15 protein-coding genes are annotated in these 18,798 nt (G+C 73.8%); 9 read left to right on the plus strand and 6 right to left on the minus strand.

Translation table 11 applies throughout. The features are described 5' to 3' along the window. A complete protein-coding gene (locus tag ACLJT4_RS24700; RefSeq protein ID WP_411125274.1) occupies positions 1–732 on the plus strand; it encodes an HAD family hydrolase in 732 nt (243 codons plus the stop codon). Here the strand turns inward: ACLJT4_RS24700 and ACLJT4_RS24705 are convergent. Then, positions 716–2,161: a N,N-dimethylformamidase beta subunit family domain-containing protein gene (locus ACLJT4_RS24705; RefSeq protein WP_411125276.1), complete on the minus strand. Its 1,446-nt coding sequence runs from the start codon at positions 2,159–2,161 to the stop codon at positions 716–718. The genes ACLJT4_RS24700 and ACLJT4_RS24705 overlap by 17 nt on opposite strands. A 98-nt stretch (positions 2,162–2,259) precedes the next feature. Between ACLJT4_RS24705 and ACLJT4_RS24710 the strand changes: the two genes are divergently transcribed. After that, a complete protein-coding gene (locus tag ACLJT4_RS24710) occupies positions 2,260–3,129 on the plus strand; it encodes a class I SAM-dependent methyltransferase (RefSeq protein WP_411125278.1) in 870 nt (289 codons plus the stop codon). Further along, entirely contained in the window at positions 3,126–3,917 is a 792-nt protein-coding gene (locus tag ACLJT4_RS24715; RefSeq protein WP_411125280.1) for a GNAT family N-acetyltransferase, read from the plus strand. The genes ACLJT4_RS24710 and ACLJT4_RS24715 overlap by 4 nt, the downstream gene beginning before the upstream one ends. Positions 3,918–4,068: 151 nt before the next feature. On the opposite strand, the gene ACLJT4_RS24720 is transcribed toward ACLJT4_RS24715, so the two are convergent. Next, complete coding sequence (locus ACLJT4_RS24720; protein WP_411125282.1) at positions 4,069–5,202, minus strand: hypothetical protein; 1,134 nt, start codon at positions 5,200–5,202, stop codon at positions 4,069–4,071. A 294-nt stretch (positions 5,203–5,496) separates the two neighbouring features. On the opposite strand from ACLJT4_RS24720, the gene ACLJT4_RS24725 reads away from it, so the two are divergent. The 4 genes from ACLJT4_RS24725 to ACLJT4_RS24740 all read left to right on the plus strand — a co-directional run bounded on the left by ACLJT4_RS24725 (position 5,497) and on the right by ACLJT4_RS24740 (position 9,879). Next, positions 5,497–5,952: a hypothetical protein gene (locus ACLJT4_RS24725; RefSeq protein ID WP_411125284.1), complete on the plus strand. Its 456-nt coding sequence runs from the start codon at positions 5,497–5,499 to the stop codon at positions 5,950–5,952. A gap of 107 nt (positions 5,953–6,059) precedes the next feature. Further along, positions 6,060–7,712 (plus strand): multicopper oxidase family protein, encoded by a 1,653-nt coding sequence (locus tag ACLJT4_RS24730; protein ID WP_411125286.1) that lies wholly within the window; start codon positions 6,060–6,062, stop codon positions 7,710–7,712. Between the two features lie 112 nt (positions 7,713–7,824). Next, a complete protein-coding gene (locus ACLJT4_RS24735; protein WP_411125288.1) occupies positions 7,825–8,490 on the plus strand; it encodes an RraA family protein in 666 nt (221 codons plus the stop codon). A 342-nt stretch (positions 8,491–8,832) separates the two neighbouring features. Next, on the plus strand, positions 8,833–9,879 hold the full coding sequence (locus ACLJT4_RS24740; RefSeq protein WP_411125290.1) for a methyltransferase: 1,047 nt from the start codon (positions 8,833–8,835) through the stop codon (positions 9,877–9,879). 40 nt (positions 9,880–9,919) lie between these two features. Here ACLJT4_RS24740 and ACLJT4_RS24745 read toward each other — a convergent pair whose 3' ends face one another. From ACLJT4_RS24745 to ACLJT4_RS24760, 4 genes are all read right to left on the minus strand, one after another. Beyond that, entirely contained in the window at positions 9,920–10,864 is a 945-nt protein-coding gene (locus ACLJT4_RS24745) for an NAD-dependent epimerase/dehydratase family protein (protein WP_411125292.1), read from the minus strand. Between the two features lie 9 nt (positions 10,865–10,873). After that, positions 10,874–11,026 carry a hypothetical protein gene (locus tag ACLJT4_RS24750; protein WP_411125294.1) on the minus strand — a complete coding sequence of 51 codons (153 nt, stop codon included), beginning with the start codon at positions 11,024–11,026 and terminating at the stop codon, positions 10,874–10,876. Between the two features lie 68 nt (positions 11,027–11,094). Further along, positions 11,095–13,809 (minus strand): ATP-binding protein, encoded by a 2,715-nt coding sequence (locus ACLJT4_RS24755; protein WP_411125296.1) that lies wholly within the window; start codon positions 13,807–13,809, stop codon positions 11,095–11,097. Positions 13,810–14,019: 210 nt separating this feature from the next. Continuing rightward, positions 14,020–16,146: an ArnT family glycosyltransferase gene (locus ACLJT4_RS24760; protein WP_411125298.1), complete on the minus strand. Its 2,127-nt coding sequence runs from the start codon at positions 16,144–16,146 to the stop codon at positions 14,020–14,022. 400 nt (positions 16,147–16,546) lie between these two features. On the opposite strand from ACLJT4_RS24760, the gene ACLJT4_RS24765 reads away from it, so the two are divergent. Both ACLJT4_RS24765 and ACLJT4_RS24770 read left to right on the plus strand, forming a co-directional pair. Next, positions 16,547–16,927: a hypothetical protein gene (locus ACLJT4_RS24765; protein WP_411125300.1), complete on the plus strand. Its 381-nt coding sequence runs from the start codon at positions 16,547–16,549 to the stop codon at positions 16,925–16,927. 185 nt (positions 16,928–17,112) lie between these two features. After that, positions 17,113–18,798 (plus strand): hypothetical protein (locus ACLJT4_RS24770; protein WP_411125302.1); only part of this gene is annotated, 1,686 nt, incomplete at its 3' end.

The raw sequence follows: 18,798 nt of genomic DNA on the forward strand, positions 1-18,798 counted from the left end.
GTGCCGGAACCGTCACCGCCCGGCCGGGCCGCCGTCCGGGGCGTGATCCTCGACTTCTACGGCACGCTGGTGCGGCTGGTCGAACCCCTGCCGCCCAGTCACCGGCCGTTCTTCCTCCGTCGGGGCCTGATCGGGCCCGCCGACGCGTGGGGCGACCGGTGGTCCGCCGGACCGCCGGACGGCGCGGAGCACACCGCGCACTCCACCAGCGAACGGGCCTACCACGCCTGGGAGTTGGAGAGGTTGAGGCATCGGGCGCTGGCCTGCGGCGTGCCGGTGGCGGAGGCCGGTCCGCTGGCCGTCGAGATCGACCGGGCCATGAAGGACATGCGCCTGGCGCCGTTCGACGACGTGCCGGCGGCGCTGGCCGGGCTGCGCGCCCGCGGCCTGACGGTGGCGGTCTGCTCCAACTGGTACTGGGACCTGGACCGCGCCCTCGATGCCGTGGGGCTGACCGGCCTGGTCGACGTCGCGGTCACCTCGGCCCGCGCCGGGGCCCGCAAACCGCATCCGCTCATCTACCGGACGGTGTTGCAGCGGTGCGGGCTCCGGCCCGAACAGGCCGTGTTCGTCGGTGACGTGTGGGAGGTGGACGTCGCGGGGCCGCTCGCGCAGGGCATGCGGGCGGTGCACCTGTGGCGCCCCGACCGGGCGGTGGCGGGGGTGGCCCCGCCGCTCCCGGACGGGGCCGCCCGCATCGCCTCGTTGAGCGCGCTCAGCGCCCTGGTGTGACCGGGGTCGGGGCGGCGAGCCGGTCCAGCACGTTGCGGGTCACCCGGACGACGCCGGCGTCGAGTTCCCGGCCGCAGACCACCGGCCAGTCGGTGGTGCCGGCCGTGAACACCGTGCCGCCGGCGGTGTAGAGCCCCATGGTGGCGGCGCGCGGGCTGGTGATCGCCGGCTCGCGCGCCGGGCAGTTCCAGTGCCCCCATTTCAGGTGGTGGAAGTCGTCGTGCACCGGATCGAGGAGGTAGATCCCCAGGATGAGGAAGGACTCGGGCGTGCCGTCCACCCCGGTGGCGTGCGCCACGCCGTCGGCGTCCCGGGCGAAGGCCGCGCCATCGCACTCGTAGCCGATCAGTGGCGTTCCGGCGCCCAGGGCATCGGCAGGACCGCCGTCGGAGCCGTCCCGCAGGCCGGTGCCCTCGTACACCCAGTGGTCGGCGTGCTGCACGCGGTAGCCGTCGCGCGGCCGGTCGCCGGGCCAGTCGCCCGGCCACATCCCGCCGTTGCGGAAGCTGACGCCGGTCAGCGCGTTCTCGGGTGCGCCGACGCCGTCCGGCGGGGCCGGCCACCACTGGTCGGTCGCCGGGAGGTGCGGGTACTCCGTGCCGACGTGGTGGTCGGTGTCGGAGACGAACGCGGTGTTCCCGTCGACCGGGTGGACCCGCCACCAGCAGGTGTTGGCACTGAGGAACGCCACGTTGCCGCCACCGCGGACGAACTCCGCGACGTGGTCGCGCATCGCCGCGCTCCAGTACTCGTCGTGGCCGACACTGAGCAACAGCCGGTAGGAAGCGAGGAGTTCGGGGTCCTCGTGCAGGTCGAGGTCGGTGCAGTAGTCGACGTGGTAGCCGCTGCGCTCCAGCCAGGCCAGGAACGGCGCGTCCCAGTAGGCGAGGTCGATGACTCCGCCGGGCCGGTGCAGGCTGAGCCGGTGGCCACACGGCCCGTCCGGACCGGCCTGCTGGTGGACGGGATTGTCGTAGAGACTGCCGGCCCGCTGCGCGTCGGCCCGGTCGCCGCGGTTGTAGGCGTGCCGGGTGTACGTCGACTTCTTGTAGAGGATGCGGGCGCCGCTCGCCGCGGGACGGGCCGGGCGGACGACGAAGAACTCCCGCTCGAAACCCTCGATCCCCAAGTCGTCGAGCAGCGGAACCCGTCGGGCCCGGTCTTCCGGGCCCTCGATGAAATGCGCGAGGTAGAGGCCCGACGGCCAGTCGTCGGGCAGGTCGTGGTGGTACGCCGGCCAATTCCAGTCCACGGCGGGCGAGGCGTGCCCCGGGACGCCGTCCGGATGCGGCGGCGGGGCGGCCAGCACCCCTGGATGCGGTCCGCTTTCCGCCAGGAAGGTCAACTCCTTCCCCAGGCGGTAGAAACGGACCCGGAATTCCTCGGCGTCCGTCGAAACATGAAATTCGAGACGTCGTCCGACTGGCACGCTCTCACGTTCCATATATCCCTCGATCACGCGCGTCATGCTAGAAGCGCGAACGAGGCACCGACAACGGAAATTCCGGCCAAGAAAGGCAGCAGGAAATGAACCGAGAATTCCGGGTACGCGAACTCGTGCTGGGCATCCAGGGGTTGGCGCTCCTCCGTCACGCCATGGACGCGGACGAGGATTTCCTCAAAGCCCGGGTGGCGGAGATCCAGGCAGTGGCCAACGACGAGGGCGGCCTGCTCCCGGACGGCGGCGCGGCGGTCGACGAACTGGACGCGGCGGCCGGCTACGCCTCCTGGTCGACCCGCTACGACTCGCTGCCCAGCTCGTACATCGAGGTCGAGGAGCCGGTGGTGCACCGGCTCCTGGACCGCGGCCCGGTGGGCACCGCACTGGACGCGGCCTGCGGCACGGGCCGCCAGACCGCCGCGCTGGCCGCCCGCGGCTACCGCACCATCGGCGTCGACCAGTCACCGGAAATGCTGGCGCACGCCCGCCGCAAGGTGCCCGGCGCCGAATTCCGGCACGGCCGAATGGAAAGCCTCCCGGTGGACGACGAGAGCGTCGACCTCGTGGTCTGCTCGCTGGCGATGACGCACCTTCCGGACCTCACGCCGGGAATCGCCGAATTGGCCCGGGTACTCCGTCCCGGCGGCCGCGTCGTCCTCTCCGACATGCACCCGTTCGTCATCTCCCTCCAGGGCCAGTGCGTGTTCGTCCACGACACGGACCAACTGGCCTTCGTCCGCAACCACGTCCATCTGCCCGGCCGCTATCTCGACGCGTTCCACGCCGCCGGACTGACCGTTAGGGAATGCCACGAACCGGCCTTCAACGGCCGGCTGGCCCCCGGAGGTTACGAGGAATCCTTCGCGGACGCGGCCCGGGCCGCCTGGCAGGACATCCCGCTGGTCATCGTCTGGTCCGCGGAGAAGCCGGGAAATTCGCAGGAGCGCACCGCATGACCCTCCAGTTCGTCCACCACACCGAGCGTCCGGAATTGTGGGACCGCCTCACCGGGGAATTCGCCGGCGTGGTCCCGGAGTACAACCTGCACGGCGACATCAACGCCGGATTCTGGGACCGCCTGTTCAGCGATTTTCCCGACCACCAGTTCCTCCTCCACGACGCCGCGACGGACACCGTGCTCGGCGCCGGCCGGACCCTGCCCCGCACCTGGGACGGCACACCCGAGGGCCTCGGGACCGGCCTCGACGCCTCCATCGCGGCGGCGTTCGAGGACCACGACGCCGGGGCCGGGCCCGATGCCCTGTGCGCCCTGGGCATCGAGATCGCCCCGGCCCACCAGGGCAAGGGGTACTCCACCCGGCTCCTGGGCCACATGGCCGAGATGGCCCGCACCGCCGGTCTCTCCCACGTGATCGTCCCGGTGCGCCCCACCTGGAAGGACCGCTACCCGCTCGTCCCCATCGACCGCTACGCCGCCTGGACCCGGGCCGACGGCGCCCCGTTCGACCCGTGGATCCGCACCCAGGTGCGCCAGGGCGGGACCGTCTCCGCGGCGGTGGCGGAGTCCTCCCGCATCACCGGCACCGTCGCCGAATGGGAGGCGTGGACCGGGATGGCCTTCCCCGACGACGGCCGGTACGTCTTCCCGGGCGGCCTGGCCCCCCTCCACATCGACCGCTCCCGCGACCGCGGCGCCTACTGGGAGCCCTGCGTGTGGATCACCCACGACGTCCGCGACGGTGCCGACCGCAGCGGCTCCGGGAGATCCGCACCGGCCGCCTGAAGGCCGACCGGTCGCCTCCCCTCGGGGTGCGAGGACGAGAACGGTGGTGACGGCGGTGCCTGGACGCCGCCGCCACCGTCGCCGTCCGGAGTCCGAAGCCGCGCGGAGTCCCTCCCTGGAGCCCGGCCGCGCCAGGCGGTGCGCACCCGGCCTACCGGACGTCCGCCGGCTGCCCCTCCACCGGCCCGAGCAGTCGACCGCCGCACCGCACCGCGCTCTCCGCGTAAGCCGCCATCAGCGCGGTGTGCTCCGGAGTCAGTTCCGGCCGCCGCTCGGGGGGCAGCCCGGCCGGCCCGACCGTGGACAACGCCGCCGCCCGGACCCGGGCCGCGGCGTTGTCCACGGGCCCCGCCGCCGCCCGGCGTGCCGCGTGCCGGCGCGCGGCGTCCTCGGCCTGCCGCCCCAACAACAGGCAGTGGATCCACAGTTCGTCCGCGAAGCCCCGACCGAACAGTCGTGCCACCGACGCCGCGGCGTCCTCGGCCCGGTGCCGCCGCACCACGTCCCAGATCTGACTTTCCGTCAGGCCGGTGGCGGGCAGCACCTCGGTCCAGCGCAGGTGCCGTCGCGGATCGGCGTCGTGCTCGTGTCCCACGGGCCGCACATACCCCTCGCCGTAGCGCATGTACGGCAGCCAGCCCCACTCCTCCAGCACCCAGCCGCGGTCCAACAGCGGACGCGCCTCGGCCGTCCCCACGGGGCACACCGCCAGCCGGATGCCCTGCGCGGCGTGCCCGTTGATGCTGCTCGTCCCGATGTGCTCGACCACGGTCGGCACCGCGAGCAGTCCCGGCCGGGCCTCGGTCCGCAGGAAGGTCGCCATCACCTCGTCGTCGTGGCGCTCGGCGGTGCCCGCGGCGAACGCCCGGAACGCGTCCGCGGTGCGCACCGGCAGGCAGATGGCCAGCGTCGGCGCGAACTCCTCCGGCACCGCCCGCACCCAGCCGGCACCGGCCAACGCCGCCAGTCGGGCCGCGGCGCCGTTGCGGGCGTGCCAGTTGGTGTAGAAGATCAACGCCTCGTCCGGGAACCGTGCCACCGATCCGGCCACCAGCTCCACCAGCTCGGGCGGCGCCGCCACGTCGTCCTGGACGACCAGGTGGTGTCCGGCGTCGTCCGCCCGGGCCGCCCACGCCACCAGCGCGGTACGCAGTGCGGACGGCGGGCCGGTCGGGTCCGGATCCAGCGCCAGTCCCCCGAGCCCCAGGCGGGCGGCGAGCGCCGCGGCCTGTCGCTCGCGCACCGGATGGGTCATCACTGCCGAGCTGAGGGAAGTCGTGCTCACCGGGCCACTCCTCTCACAACGCGCGGACACCGCACGGACATCGCGGTCGGGCCGCCTCATCGTGGCAGATCACCGGGCAACGGCCGCCGCACCGCTGGAGAGTGGCCGAATCCTTGCGGAGCGGGTCCGAGCCGGGCCGCCGGACGGACTCGCCCCACCGGGCCGCGACCGGACCCGCTCGGTCGGGGCCGACCACTCGCCCTCATAGCCCCAGGGGGTATGGTCGGGCCGCAGCGGCGCACGTGGCGCGTGGCGCGAAGTGACGGTCGACCGAGCGGTGGAGGGGAGAAACGCGTGAGCGTGCGGACGCACCACCGGCAGCCGACCGCGAGGATCGGCCACCGGCGTCCCGCGGCGCTGCTCGCCCTCCTCTGGCTGCTCCTCTCGGTGATCGCCCACCACGACCTGCCCGAGACCGCCCCCGCGACGGCCTTCGCGCCGGCCGCCGTCGCCGCCCACCCGCACGCCCCGTCCGGTCTCGCGCCGGCCGTGCACGCCCCGTCCGGCCACCGCATGCCCGGCCCCGCGCACGCCGGCGGTGCCGGGCACCTCCACAACGACGGCACGCCGTGTTCGTCGGGCGCCCACTGTTCGTCGTACGACGTGCGGTCCGAGCACGTCGTGGGGCCGCCGCCGCTGCTCGGCACGGCCCGCACGGCGCGCGCCGCGGCGCCCCCGACACCCGGACCGCGCCCGGTCGGCGGGCCCTCGCCACCCGATCCGGCGACCCTCTCCGTCCTTCGCATTTAGGCCGAGCCGCACTTCTCCCCGGCCTTTTCCCTCCCCCTGCGCACGAGCGCCGCGCCCCACGGTGCGCGCCCGCGCGCCGGGCACCCCTGCGCGAAGGACACCACTCCATGAAGACCATCGATCGACGCGCCGTCCTGCTGGCGGGGCTGGGCGCGGCGGGCTCCGGCTTGCTCGCCGGCTGTTCCGCGGACGCCGCGGGCCCCGCGGCCCGAGGCGGCTCCGGCCCCACCCTGGTCAGCCCGTCCGGGGCGGCCGTGGCGGCCGCCGAGAAGAAGCGCCACCACTCCGGTCGGGAACGCCGGTTCAAGCTGACCGCGACCGCCGGCGCCGTCGATCTGGGCGCCGGGAAGACCGTCCGGACCTGGAGCTTCGACGGTCGGCTGCCGGGCCGGGAACTCCGGGTCACCGCGGGCGACACGCTCGTCGCCGAGCTCGCCAACCACCTGCCGCAACCCACCTCGATCCACTGGCACGGCCTCGCGCTGCGCAACGACATGGACGGCGTCCCGCCCGTCACCCAGCGGGCGGTGGCGGCCGGCGGGGCGTTCACCTACCGGTTCGTCGCCGAGACGCCCGGCACCTACTGGTTCCATCCGCACGTCGGGGTCCAGTTGGACCGTGGCCTGTACGGCCCGCTGATCGTCGAGGACCCGCACGAACCGCTGGGGTACGACGACGAGTGGGTCGTGGTGCTCGACGACTGGCTCGACGGCGTCACCGGCACTCCGGACCAGGCGCTCGCCGCGCTGCAACGGGGCATGGGCCCGGACCACGGTGCCACGCCGCACGACGGGAAGGACGGCTCACCCGGCGGTACTGGAGGGACGGGCGGCATGGGCGGGATGGGAGGGATGGGCGGCATGCAGGGCATGGGCAGCTCAGGCGACATGCCGGGGATGCCGGGGATGGCCGGCGCGGACGACCCCTTCATGCTGATGGGGGCGACCAGCGCCCTGCTGGGCGGCGACGCCGGTGACGTGAAGTACCCGTACTACCTCGTCAACGGCCGGGTGCCGGCCGCGCCCGCCACGTACCGGGGCAAGCCCGGCCGCAGGCTCCGGCTGCGGATCGTCAACGCCGGCGGGGACACCGCGTTCCGGGTCGCCCTCGGCGGCCACCGGCTCACCGTCACCCACACCGACGGCTATCCCGTCGCCCACGAACCGGCCGACGCCCTGCTGATCGGCCCCGGCGAACGGTACGACGCGCTGGTGACGTTGGGCGACGGCGTGTTCCCGCTCGTCGCCCTGGCCGAGGGCAAGGGGGCGGCCGGACTGGCTCTGGTGCGCACCGGCTCCGGCCGCGCCCCGTCCGCCGCCGTCCGGCCCGCGGAACTCAACGGCCGGATCCCGGTCGCCGGCGCCCTGCGGGCCGTCGAGGGCGTCCGCCTCGCGTCCCGTCGGCCGGACGTCACCCACCGCATCGCGTTGACCGGGGGGATGGCGAAGTACGACTGGGCGCTCAACGGCCGGCGGTTCGCCATGAACGCCGCGGACGCCCACCCCTTCACCGTCGGCAGCGGCCAACGGGTGCGCCTGCAGTTCGTCAACACCACCGACATGTGGCACCCGATGCACCTGCACGGGCACACCTACCAACTCGGCGCAGCCGGCCCTCGGAAGGACACCGTCATCGTCCTGCCGGGATCAACGGTCACCTGCGACTTCGATGCCGACAACCCGGGCCGGTGGTTGATCCACTGCCACAACGCCTACCACGGCGAAAGCGGAATGATGGGGCTGCTGGCCTACGACGCCTGAGCGCCGGTGGGCGGCACGCCTGCGCGTGCCGCCCACCGCAGCCCCGGCCGTCCGGTCGTCCCCGCGGCCGGTGTTACCGTGCGCCGCAGCCCGCACCGAACGGAGACAGCGCATGAACGACCACGCCGGTTCCCCCACCCCCGACGGGTTCCGGGAGATCCCGCCCACCACCCTCGCGGACGTCCTGGGCCGCGGGCAGGTCATGGACATCGGCATCCGGCCCCTGTGGTCCCCGACGCCGCGGGTCGCCGGCCCGGCGTTCACCGTGCGCTGCCCGCCCGGCGACAACCTCATGGTGCACGCGGCCATCCACCGCGCGGCACCGGGTTCGGTGATCGTCGTGGAGTCCGGCGACCTGGACCACGCGCTCGCCGGCGGCAACGTCTGTGCCGTGGCGCAACGCCGGGGCATCGCGGCCTTCGTCGCCGACGGCCTGATCCGGGACCTCGCCGAGGTGCGCGCGATGGGCTTCCCGGTGTTCGCCCGCGGGGTCGTCCCGTTCCCCGGCGGCAAGGCGGCCGTGCGGCCGCACAACGTCGACGTGCGGTGCGGCGGGGTGGACGTCCGCGCCGGGGACGTCGTGGTCGCGGACGAGGAGGGCATCGTCGTCGTGCCCCGGGACCGGCAGGAGGAGGTGCTCCGGGCCGCCCGTACCAAACTGGCCAAGGAGGCCGAAGAGAGCCTCGACGCCTGGGAAGCCGCGCACCGCGCCCGCATCGACGCGATCCTGCGGGACGGTGGGGTCGAGGGCGGGCTCGACGGCGCCCTCGACGGCTGACGGGGCACCGTCCCGGGCCGGGGGTGGGCGGGTTGTGGCGGCCCGCCCTCCCGGTTGCCGGACCGGCCCGTCCCGCCTGGTGCGGTGGGCAGTCTTGCCCGGTGCAACGCGCTGCGCCATTCTCGAATCCCCGTTGCTGACGGGGGCGGTCCTGCCGTTCCTGGACACCTCCGCCGACTGACCCCACGTTCCCGCGACGAGCCGGTCCGGCGGGTCGGGAAGCCCTCGGCCGCCAGGCCGGGACGGAGTTGCGCACGGGGCGGTGGCGAGGACGGCAGGGCGCGGCACGAGCGAGTGAGGGGCATCCGCCCGACTCACCGACCATCTGCCCGGAGGCTGCCGGTGAACACCCCGAACCCCACCGACCACCCCGATCTGACCGAGGCCACGGCGCACGCGGGAGCGGCGCACCTGATCGACCAGTCGCTGGGGCACCTGTACTCCGCGGCGTTGCGGATGGCCGCCGTCCACCACCTGGCCGACCATCTGGCCGGCGGCCCCCGCACCGCCGCCGAACTCGCCCGGCTCACCGGCACGGACGCCGCGTTCCTCCGCCGGTGCCTGCGCTACCTCGCCTCGCGCGGGATCTTCCGCGAGGACGCCAACGGCGCCTTCCACCTCACCCCGGCCGCGCAGTTCCTGCGTGCCGGGGTGCCGGGCTCGCTGCGCGACGCGGTACTGCTGCTGACCGACGCGTTGTTCGTGCGCGCGTCGTCGGCCCTCGACGCGACCATACGGACCGGCAGACCCGGCTTCCCCCAGGTCGTCGGCGCGCCGTTCTTCGAGTACCTCAAGGAGGACGCCACCGCCCGGGAACTCTTCGACACCGGCATGGCGGCGTTCTCCGAGCCGCTGGACGCCCTGGTCGCCGGCGCGTACCCGTTCCCCGAGCGGGGCACCGTGGTCGACGTGGGCGGTGGGCGGGGCGGGTTGCTGCGGCAGGTCCTGCGGCGCCACCCGGGGCTGACCGGTGTGCTGTTGGACCGGGCGCCCGCGCTGGCAGACCACGTCCTGGACGAGCCGGGGCTCGCCGGGCGCTGGCGGGCCGAGCCCGGCGACGTCTTCACCGCCGTGCCGGACGGCGGCGACGTCTACGTGCTCCGGCGCGTCCTGCACGCCTGGGACGACGACGCGGCGGTGCGCGTCCTGACCGCCTGCCGGCGCGGACTGGCGCCGGACGGCAGGGTACTGGTCGTCGACGTCGTGCCGGTGCCCGGCAACGCCCCGCCTCCGGGCGAGGCGTTGGACGTGGCGATGATGACGCTCGTCACCGGCAGACGGCGCGGCCCGAAGGAGTTGGACGGCCTCTTCGCCCGTGCCGGCCTGCGGCGCACCCGGATCCTGCGCACGCCCGCCTTCGCGTCCCTCGTGGAGGCCGTCGCGGCCTGACCGCGGCCCGGTCGGACGGGGTCGTTCCGCGGCCCGACCGTCACGCGGTGCTGGTGGTCGATCGCGCCCGCCACCAGTCCACCGTCGCGTCGACCTGTTCGTCCACGGGGGTGGCCCGTACGGCGAAGGCGGCTTCGTAGGCGCGTGCGTCCATCACGAACGGGCGGTCGAACTGGTAGCGGATCTCCTTGAGTTCGCGGATCAGCGGGGAGAAGAGCCCGGCGACGCCCAGCGCGACCGGCGGCAGCCTGCGCACCGCGACGGGGCCGGTTCCGGCGCGGGCGGCGAGGCGGTCGATCATCTGCCGGGCGGACAGCGCCGGTTCCGTCGGGACGTGCCAGGCCCGTCCCCAGGCCCGTTCCTCGCCCGCGACCTCGACCAGCGCGGCGGCGACGTCGGGGAGGTAGCTCCAGCTGTGCGGGGCGTCCGGGTCCCCGAGCACGGAGACCGGTTTGCCGCGCAGCAGCCGCGGCACCACCTGGGCCGCCAGGTGCCCGCCGTCGGTCACGCCGGGCCCGAAGAAGTCCGCGGCCCGTACCTCGACGGCCCTGAGGCGGCCCTCGTCGTGCCGGCGCAGCACCTGTTCCCATCCGCTGGCCCGCACCCGGCCCTTGACGCCGGTCGCGGCGAGCGGCAGGTCCTCGGTCAGCGGACCGTCGACCGGACCATAGCCGTAGAGGTTGCCCAGCATGACGAGGACCGCGCCGGTCTCCTCGGCCACCGCGCAGAGCGACGAGACCAGCGGCGGCCAGTCCTCGGCCCACCGGTGGTAGGGCGGTGCGGCACAGCCGTGGAGCGCGACGGCGCCCCGCACGATCTCCGTCAGCCGCGCGCGGTCCCGCGCGTCGCACGCGACGTGCTCGATGCCCGGCTCCGGACTGCGGCCGGAGGTGGTGACGACCCGTACCGCGTGCCCCCGCGCGACGAGCAGTCGAGCGGTGGCCGCCCCGGCGGGCCCGAATCCCATGACGACGTGATGGCTCACCCCGGCACACTAGCGTGCGAACGGGTTGCGGCCCACCTCGACGCCTGCCGCCCGGGCGACCGTGCGGGCCTTGTACTCGGCCGCCGGGATCTGCCCCAGCACCGCGCGGCGTTGGAGTTCGGTGTCCTCGGTCGCCCGGGCGGTCCGCCGGCTCTGCGCCACCCACTCCCGTGCGCGCGGCGGCCCTGGCCCGTTGGACCGAGCGCCTGCGCGCGATCTCCCCGCCCGGCCTAGCGTCCTCGGTGGCGACGGACGCCCAACTCCGTTGCGCCGGCGCCCACCCCGGCCACGGGAAGGGCGCCGCTGCCCGGTACCGCGGGGGCCGCGGTGACGATCGGGGCCGGTGCGGCCGGCAGCGACACGACCATGGTGAGGCCGCCGCCGGGCGTCTCTTCCGGGACGAGCGTGCCGCCCATCGCCTCCGTCAGGCCGCGGGAGAGCGCCAGGCCGAGTCCGAGGCCGGTGGTGTTGTCGGTGTCGCCGAAGCGCTGGAAGGGCTCGAACGCCCGCTCCCGGTCGGGCAGTTGAATGCCCGGACCGCGGTCGATGATCCGCAGCTCGACGCGGCCGGCGAGCGCGCTGGCGCCGATCGTGACCGGGCGGCCGGCCGGCGAGTGGCGCACCGCGTTGGACACCAGGTTGGCGATGACGCGTTCCAGCAGCGGCGGGTCCGCGAGCGCGTCGGGGGCTTCCTCCAACCCACGGGCGACGACCCGGCCGGACGCCTGCGGGGGTGAGTCGGGCAGGGTGTCCAGTGCCGCCGCCAGCACGTCGGCCAGCGCCACCGGCTCCCGGTGCGGGGTCAGCGCGCCGGCCTGGAGTCTGCTCATGTCCAGGAGGTTGTCGACCAGGCGGCTGAGTTTGGCGAGCGATTCCTCGGCGGTGGCGAGGAGTTCGTCCCGGTCCTCGGCGGAGAACTCCACGTCGCGGCTGCGCAGCGAGCTGATCGCGGCCCAGCTGCCGGCGAGCGGGGTACGCAGGTCGTGGCCTACCGCGGCCAGCAGCGCGGTGCGCATCCGGTTGGCCGCCTTGACCACTTCGACCTCGGCGGCCGCCTCGGCGAGCCGGGCCCGCTCGACGGCCGCGGTCAGGTGCGCGGCGAAGGCGGTGAGCACCCGGTGCTCGGAGGCGGGCAGCCGGCGCCCGGTGAGCACCAGCACGCTGTCGTCCCCTATCGCGACCTCGGTGCGGTGGTCGGCACCCGTCCCGTCCGCGGCGCCCGTGGCAACAGTGTCGGCGCCGTATGACGGCCACGGCTCCCCCGTCTCCACCCGCGGACGCAGCTCGATCCGGTCCATGCCGAAGGTCTCCCGGGTGCGTTCCAGGAGGGCGGGCACGGCACGGTCCCCGCGCAGGATGCCGCCGGCCAACGAGGTCAGCGTCTCGGCCTCCGCGGTCGCCCGGGCGGCGCGCCGGCCCAGGCGCAGCGAGCGGTCCACGATCGCGGCGACGGTGACCGCGACGGTCGTGAAGGCGGCCTGCGCGACCACCACGTTCGCCTCGGCGAAGGTGAACTCACCGACGGGCGGCAGGAAGGAGTAGTTCAGCAACAGCGAGGTCGTCACCGAGGCGAGCAGGGCGGACACCACACCGCCGATGCACGCCACGCCCAACACGGTGAGCAGGAACAGCAGCGCCTCGCTGGTGAGGTTGAGCGAGAGCGGTCCCGAGACGGCACGCAGGACGAGGGTCAGCAGCAGGGGCAGCACCAGGCCGGCGAGGGGCCCGGCCACCCGCCGACTTCGCGGCAGACCGCTGCCGGCCACCGGCCAGCCGCGCCCCTGCCCGGCGCGTTCGTGGGTGACCGTGTGGACGTCGATGTCGCCGGAGAGTTCGACGACGGTCTCCCCCACCCCGCGCGGGGCGAGGAACCGGCGCAGTCGGCCGCGCCGGCTGGCACCGACGACGAGTTGGGTGGCGTTCTGGGCGCGGGCGAAGTCCAGCAGGGCGGCGGGCACGTCGTCGGCGACCACCGCGTGGTAGCTGCCGCCGAGGCTCTCGACGAGCTGGCGCTGACCGGCCAGCGCTGCGGCCGAGGAACCGGCCGGCCCGTCGCTGCGGGCGATGTGCACGGCCAGCAGGTCGCCCGCGGAGAGTGCGGTCTCGGCCGCGCGGTCGGGGTGGCGGGACCGGGGGAGGTTCACGATCCGCGCGGCCCGACGGATCAGGGTCGTGCCTTCCGGGCCACCGGTCAGCGCCACCACCACCCGTTCCCGGGTCTCCCACACCGGGCCGATCCGGTGGTCGTGCCGGTACGCGCACAGCGCTTCGTCCACCCGCCCGGCGACCCACAGCAGCGCCAGTTCGCGCAGTGCGTTGAGGTTGCCGAGGCGGAAGTAGTGCGACAGGGCGGCGTCGACCTTCTCCGGCGGGTAGACGTTGCCGTGCGCCATGCGGCGGCGCAGGCCCTCGGCCGGTAGGTCGACGAGTTCGATCTCGTGGGCGCGGCGCACCACTTCGTCGGGCACCGTCTCGAACTGCGGCACCCCCGTGATCTTCTCGACGACGTCGGTGAGCGACTCCAGGTGCTGGATGTTGAGGGTGGCCACCACGTCGATGCCGGCGGCGAGCAGTTCCTCGACGTCCTGCCACCGCTTGGCGCGCCGACCGCCCGGAGCGTTGGTGTGGGCGAGTTCGTCGATCAGCGCCACCGCGGGGCGCCGCTCCAGCACCCGGTCGAGGTCGAGTTCGGCGCGTTCCGTGTCGCGGTGCCGACGGACCAGGCGGGGCAGCACGGTCAGCCCGTCGAGCATCGCTTCGGTGGCCGGCCGGCCGTGGCACTCGGCGAACGCCACCAGCACGTCCGTGCCGCGGGCGGCCCGGCGCCGGCCCTCGTCCAGCATGCGGTAGGTCTTGCCGACGCCGGGAGCGGCCCCGAGGAAGATTTTCAGCCTGCCGGGACGCGGCTCCTCCGCCGCCCCGGTCCCCTCGGTGGCCCACCGCATGACGTGCTCCCCTTCCGCACCACGGCGCGCCGGACGGTGCCACGCGGAACGTTTCCCCGCGGTCTGTCACCGGCCGGCGCGCGAACTCGTCCTTCGAGTCCCGCGAGCATCGTCACCGCCCACCGTCACGAACCGCGGGGCGCTCCGCAGACGTTGACGCAACCCTGACTTGCCGGTGGGCCGGCCGGGGCGGGGGTTTGCCGTCGCCCGTCAGCGCCCCGGAGCCGGCCGGGCCGTGGCGGGCTCCGGCGCGCAGCGGTAGAGCCGGTGGGCCTGGCCCGGTACGCGGTCGCAGTGGGCGCGCACCCATGGGGCGATGGCGCGACCGGGGTCGGTGGCCGGGCCGCCGAGTACGACGTACCGCAGCTGCCCGGTGGCGACGAGCTCGCGGAAACCGGCCGCGGTGGGGGTGGGCGCGGTGCCGGTGAAGCCGCCCATCGGCAGCACCGCGGCGCCGGCGTGCAGGATGTACGGGGAGGCGGTGCGCCAGCTGGTGGTGGCGAAGAGGTAGCGGGCGCCGCCCTGGTGGGCCCGGGTGTAGGCGAGGAGCTGCTGCTGGACGGCGGTGAGCCCGGAACCGTCGGGTGACGCGTCGGTGGACTTGCCCGGGGGACGGCCGGGGGACGGCTTGGCGGCGGCGCCACCCGCGTTCGGGTTCGGGTGCGCGCCGTCGGAGCGGCGGGGGCGATGGGCCGCCAGACGCGCGGCGGCGGCCCGCTCGGCCGCCAGGCGGTGCCAGTTCGCGACCGGCCCGGTCGAGCCCATGCCGGAGTGCCCGTACTCCGGGTCGAGGACCGACGACGCCCAGGCGGCGGACGGCAGCAGCATCGCCACGAGACCGGTGACCAGCCCCAGTACGGCGGTCCGCCGCCGTACCGCACCCGTGCCGGCGGTGCGGCCGGAGCGGGCGCGGGCCATCAGCACCAGCGCACCCGCCCCCAACGCGACCGCAGCCGGCGCCAACCACGGCAGGAAGGTCGGAAACAGGCGCCCGAGCGCCACAGACCAGGCCACCGTGGCGACCACGACGGTCGGCAGCGCCCACGCCCGGCGCCGCCCGCCGCGCAGCCAGGCACGCCAGAACTGCACCGTCCCGGCACCGAACAACGCCGCCAGGGGAACGGCCAACACCCCCATGTAGTAGGTGTGGCCGCCGATCGCCCCGGCGCTGAACACCAGGAAGTACGTGGCCAACCACACCGCCCACAGGACGAAGCCGGCCCGCAACGGATCCGTCCGCGGCCGGCCGCGCCGCCACACCAGTCCGCACACCGCCGCGAGCGCCGCGGCCGGGTACAACCAGCCGATCTGCGAGACGAGTGACGGGGCGAACATCTTGAGCCACTGTGCGGCGGTGGGCCGGGAACGGCCGGTCGGGGGCGCCGGGGCGGTGCCGGCCATGGTCGACACGGCGACGCTGCCGGTGTCCGCGGCGCTCACGTTGACGCTGGAGAAGCGGTTGAGGAAGTTGTAGCCGACCACCTGACTGACCGCGGAGTTGTTGGTCGTCCCGTCGACGTAGGGGCGGTCCTTGGCGGGGGTGAACGTCACCAGCAGCACCCACGACGCCGACACCGCCAGGCACACCGCGCCCGCCACCGACAGGTGCGCCAGCCTGCGCCGCAGCGCCGTCGGGGCGGAGAACGCGTACAGCAGCCCGAGCGCCGGCAGCACCCCCCACGCCTCCAGCATCTTGGCCTGGAAGCCCAGCCCCACCCAGACACCGGCCGCCACCAGCGGACGCAACCGACCCTGGCGGGCAGCGCGCAGCGTGGCATCGGCGGCCAGCAGCACGCACAGGGTGAACGCCGGGTCCTCGACCGGCGTGCGGAACAGTCCGGCTATCGCCGGGGTGACGGCGAAGGCGGCGGCTGCCAGGAGGGCGGGGTGCTCCCCCGCCCAACGGCGCACCGCGCGGTACAGGACCGCGACGCTGAGCACGCCCTCGATCACCTGGGGCAGGGTCAGCGCCCACGGGTGGAAGCCGAAGATCCGCACGGCGAGCGCCTGCGGCCACAGGAAGCCCGGCAGTTTGTCGATGGTGATCGAGCCGCCGGGGTCGAAGGAGCCGAAGAGAAAGGCGTGCCAGCTCTCCGCCATGCTGCGCGCGGTCTCGGCGTAGAAGGTGTGGAACGCGCTGTGTTGGATGTCCCAGGCGAACAGCACCGCGGCCAGGGCGAGGATGGCCAGCAGCGCGGGGCGGGCGTACGCGGGCCGTGGCGCCGCGGCCGTACGCGAGGCCCGGACGCGGGCGAGCAGTCCACCGGGGCCCGTTCGCCCGGTCGGGGTGGGCGCCGCCGGGGGTGTGCTCGCCGGCGAGGTCGCGTTCGCTGGCACGGTCGGGGCACCCGACGGGGGCGCGTGCTCCCCCGCGGACACGCTCCCCGCTGAGGTGGTGCTGGCCATGGACGATCCTCCCTGGTGGAACTCACCGGTCGGTGTGCCAGATGACCGGATGGGTGCCAGGGATCCGCGGGCCCCCGATTGTTCAACGAACGTTCAGCTCGCGCTGTCGGGCGGGTAAACGGCGACGCACGGGCACGGGCCGGGACAACCCGGGCAGCGCAAGATCACATGATCGACATCTACGCAAGCCACACCTCGGCCCCATGGGCTGCCCACTCTGCAACAAAGCTGTTGCAAAGACATTCTTGAGGTTTGTCCAGTCCAAGTGTTTAAACTTTCCATCACCATTGTGGCGCACAGTCACGATCACGCGAGAGATGTAGGGAACTCGGTGGGAGACGGCTTCAAGGCTGACGTACCGTCACTGCGCACTGGCGGCAGCGACTTCGACCAGATCGGCAAGGACTACCAGAGCCTCGTCGACAAGCTGGAGAGTGCGCTGACCTCTCTGGAGGGCTCGGACACACCCCCCTGGGGAGACGACGACCTGGGCGAAAAGTTCGGCATCGTCTACGAGGGCCTGCGGGACGGCATGTACGAGTCCATGGCACACCTCGCCAAGAAACTCCAGGAAATCGGCGGCGGGTTGACCAACATGGCGAAGAACCACGAGGCAGACGAGGAGTCCACCGACGCGGTGATGCAGCGGCACCTCTCGGAAGCCAAGACGGAGAGCCAGGCGGTCGGCCGCCTCAAGAGCCCCACCCTCTGACGGGTCGCCCAGCGGGCACCACCCGCTCCATCCGCCGACCCCGCCCCCTTCCGCCACGCCTCCTGCTCCGCCCCGTCCTGCCCCTCCGTCGATCTTGGCCTGTGCATGTCCACTTCTTTACCCCTTGCCGTACCTCACCCCCACCCCCACACCCGTGATCTAGAACCTGCCGAGGGAACCCCGTCGTGTCGCTAATGCTGCCGGACGCACTTGAGTGGGTCCTTGAAATGCTGGGGTTCAACTGGCCCACGGCAGACGAAGACAAACTGCGAGAATCCGCCCAGGAGTGGCGGAACTTCGCCTCCGGCGTCGAGGAGCTCCAGCAACGGGGCGTCACGGCGGCCGGCAACGTGGTGTCGCAGAACTCCGGCGACTCGATCGACGGCTTCACCACCACCTGGGAGAAGTTCGCCGGTGGCTCAGGGTCCGGGTACTTCTCCGACGCCCGCACCGCCGCCGAGACCATCGCCGTCGCCCTCGACGTCGCGGCCGGCCTCGTCATCGGCATGAAAGTCGCGGTGATCGCCCAGTTGGCGATCCTCGCGGCCGAGATCATCGCGGCCCAAGCCGCGGCACCCTTCACCTTCGGCCTATCGGAGATAGGCGTGGCCGCGGCCACCGCGGCGACCCGGGCGATCGTCCGGAAGATCATCAAGGAGGCCGCGAAGCAGGTCCTCGACGCGGCCCTGGAGACCGCCAAGGAGCCTGCCGTCTCGGCCCTCCAGGCCATGATCTCGGATGTCATCACGCAGTCCGTGAACATGAGCTTCGGCGCGCAGGACGGCTTCGACGCCGGCCGCACCGTCAACAAGGGCGTTGAGGAGGGCAGCAACGCGCTGGAGAACTCGGGGCAGACGTTCGCCGAGTCGCTGCGCGACGGCGCCGGCGCCAAGGCCGGTCACCACGCCCGCAACGGTCTGGAATCGGCCGCCGGCCACAACTCCGACGGGGACTCGGGGCACGAGTCCGGAAGCGGGAGCGGCGGTTCCGAGAGCACGAGCTCGTCGGGCGGCGGCGCGTCGTCGTCCGGTGGCGGCGGTGGAACGACCTCCGGGGGCGGCTCGTCGTCAGGCGGCGGCTCGTCGTCGGGCGGCGGCGGAAGCTCATCACCGGGCGGGCACACCTCGACGGGCGGCGGTTCGACCGGCGGTTCGACCGGCGACTCCTCAACAGGCGGCCCCTCGAACGGCGGCTCCGCACCGCATGACTCCCTGTCGGGCGGCGCCGGCGGCGACTCGACCGGCGGCGGCAGCAGCACCACCACCACCACCACCGGCGGCGGTTCGCCGAACCCCGTTACGCACGAAGGCAGTTCACCCACCGGCGGAACCGGTGACCACTCGACAGGCGGCGGCACCCCGCCCCGGCCGATGAACTCCGACACCCCGCCGCCGAGCCGGCTGACGCCCTTCGACGAGGGCTACCGGGAGTCCCAGTCGACGCCGCAGAACGCCGACGCCCCGCCGCCCGGCGCCTCGCACACACCGACTCCGGACACCACGCAGGCACACACGCCGGCTCCGGACACCGCTTCGGCGCCGCCTCCTGCTCCGGGCCACTCCCCCACGCCGGACTCCACGGGTCCGACGACACCTGCTCCGCACGACAACGGCCCTGCCCCGACCCCCTTCAACTCCGACGGCCCGGCCCACAGCAGCGACTCCACCCCGCAGCAGCACGACGGACCGGCACAGGGGAACAGCCCCACCCCACAACAGCACGACGGACCCGCACAGGGAAACAACCCCACCCCACAACAGCACGACGGACCCGCACAGGGAAACAACCCCACCCCACAACAGCACGACGGACCCGCACAGGGAAACAACCCCACCCCACAACAGCACGACGGACCCGCACAGGGAAACAAC

Source organism: Streptomyces sp. x-19, assembly GCF_046549115.1.
GTDB classification, from domain to species: Bacteria; Actinomycetota; Actinomycetes; order Streptomycetales; family Streptomycetaceae; genus Streptomyces; species Streptomyces albulus_C.